The organism is Moorena sp. SIO4A1 (assembly GCF_010672065.1).
Classification (GTDB): domain Bacteria; phylum Cyanobacteriota; class Cyanobacteriia; order Cyanobacteriales; family Coleofasciculaceae; genus Moorena.
The window spans coordinates 1-1,427 of sequence record NZ_JAAHHX010000734.1 but is presented as its reverse complement, the minus strand read 5'-3'; the positions used below and the strand labels follow the sequence as shown (position 1 = coordinate 1,427).

At 44.4% G+C, this 1,427-nt stretch carries 3 protein-coding genes and 1 pseudogene; 3 read left to right on the top strand and 1 reads right to left on the bottom strand.

Features of this window, described 5'->3' with window-relative positions; translation table 11 throughout:
- Nucleotides 1-173: 173 nt before the first annotated feature.
- From F6K53_RS42440 to F6K53_RS42430, 3 genes and pseudogenes are all read left to right on the top strand, one after another.
- Nucleotides 174-284 (top strand): annotated as a pseudogene (locus F6K53_RS42440) (esterase-like activity of phytase family protein); the annotation flags it as partial.
- Nucleotides 273-653 carry a hypothetical protein gene (locus F6K53_RS42435; RefSeq protein ID WP_293086537.1) on the top strand — a complete coding sequence of 127 codons (381 nt, stop codon included), beginning with the start codon at nucleotides 273-275 and terminating at the stop codon, nucleotides 651-653. The pseudogene F6K53_RS42440 and the gene F6K53_RS42435, both read left to right, overlap by 12 nt.
- An 11-nt stretch (nucleotides 654-664) precedes the next feature.
- A complete protein-coding gene (locus tag F6K53_RS42430) occupies nucleotides 665-1,117 on the top strand; it encodes a hypothetical protein (RefSeq protein ID WP_293086534.1) in 453 nt (150 codons plus the stop codon).
- Between the two features lie 6 nt (nucleotides 1,118-1,123).
- On the opposite strand, the gene F6K53_RS42425 is transcribed toward F6K53_RS42430, so the two are convergent.
- Nucleotides 1,124-1,258: a hypothetical protein gene (locus tag F6K53_RS42425; RefSeq protein ID WP_293061730.1), complete on the bottom strand. Its 135-nt coding sequence runs from the start codon at nucleotides 1,256-1,258 to the stop codon at nucleotides 1,124-1,126.
- Nucleotides 1,259-1,427: the final 169 nt, after the last annotated feature.

Genomic DNA, 1,427 nt, shown 5'->3' with positions numbered 1-1,427 from the left:
AAAAACAGTTTGGTTTTGGGTGAGTATTCTAGATCATAGAAATTTGCCCACCCTACTCCCTGTTCCGGTGATCCGCTGTTCCCTTTCCTAAAGCTTGTAGGGTGGGCAAAAACCGTTTGGTTATGGGTGAGTATTCTCGATCATAGAAATTTGCCCACCCTACTCCCTGTTCCGGTGATCCGCTATTGGATTTCGATGACTTAGGCATTCGTCTGGACAATAGTGAAGCGATCGCATTTGGTCCAACCTTACTGGATGGCAGACAATCCCTAATTGTTGCTAGCGATAACAATTTCAATGACAGCCAGATTACCCAATTCCTAGCATTTGGGTTAGACCTCGATACTATTCAATCCCCGACAGCAATAGTAGAAACCACTTCCGAGATTAACGGTACTCAAGGGGATGACCAGTTGATTGGAACTATTGACGCTGATCTGATCAATGGCTTTGATGGAAATGATACCATTGCTGGGGGATTAGGCAATGATATTCTATTTGGTGGCAATGGTGATGATCTCCTACGGGGAGATAGCAATAGCAAGTCCGTAGGTGGTAACGCTGGTGGTGATGATATTATCTACGGTGGTTCAGGAAGCGATCGCATTGGCGGTAAATTTGCTAATAGACCTCTTGCAAAAGTAGTTTTCTGATAGTGTTCTTGATGCAGCGCGGTCTTGGGGGTTTCCCCCAAGACCGCGCTGCATCGCTTTGCGTCAATTCTTATCCACTGTTCCCTGTTCCCTGTTCCCTGTTCCCGACAACTGCCGCGAAGTCTAATGACTCCCTTTATGGTGGCTTCGGGGATGATCAACTCTGGGGTGATGCTGGGGATGACCTATTAACTGGTGGTCTGGGTAATGATACTCTGACTGGAGATAACTTCTCTAATGGTAGTGGCAGTGATACCTTTGTCCTAGAGATTGGGGAAGGTACTGACACGATTACAGACTTCGAGCTGGGCACTGACTTCATTGGTTTAGGCAATGGTTTGGGCTTTGGTGAAGTGTCTATCACCTCCGATAGTAATAATTCTCTAATCAATGTTGGAGATGAAACCCTAGCAGTAGTGTTAGGAATAACAACCCTTGCTGAAAGCGATTTCGTTATCTTATAGCAATTCTCAAATTAGGGAGTAGGGAGTAGGGAGTAGGGAGTAGGGGAGATTTGTATTAAGGGTAATTATCGAGACATTATAATAATTACCTCTCCTGACTTCCCATATCCGCTGTTCCCAGATCTGCTGTTTCCTGATCAAAGTACTTAATAATAGGTAACCTGGAATAGGTAAATTGGGATCATAACTAATGAGTTTTAGTTAGTTTTTAGCTAATTTTGCTTATAGCGGTTCTCATAGTAATGAGGTACACATAATTGTTTACCTGTTCCCTGAGCCGAAGTTCCCTGTTCCCGATTCCCGATTCCCG

What these genes read in the sequence shown, in the direction of transcription:
- F6K53_RS42430 (WP_293086534.1), top strand. Translation starts at nt 665, where the DNA reads ATGCAGCGCGGTCTTGGGGGTTTCCCCCAAGACCGCGCTGCATCGCTT.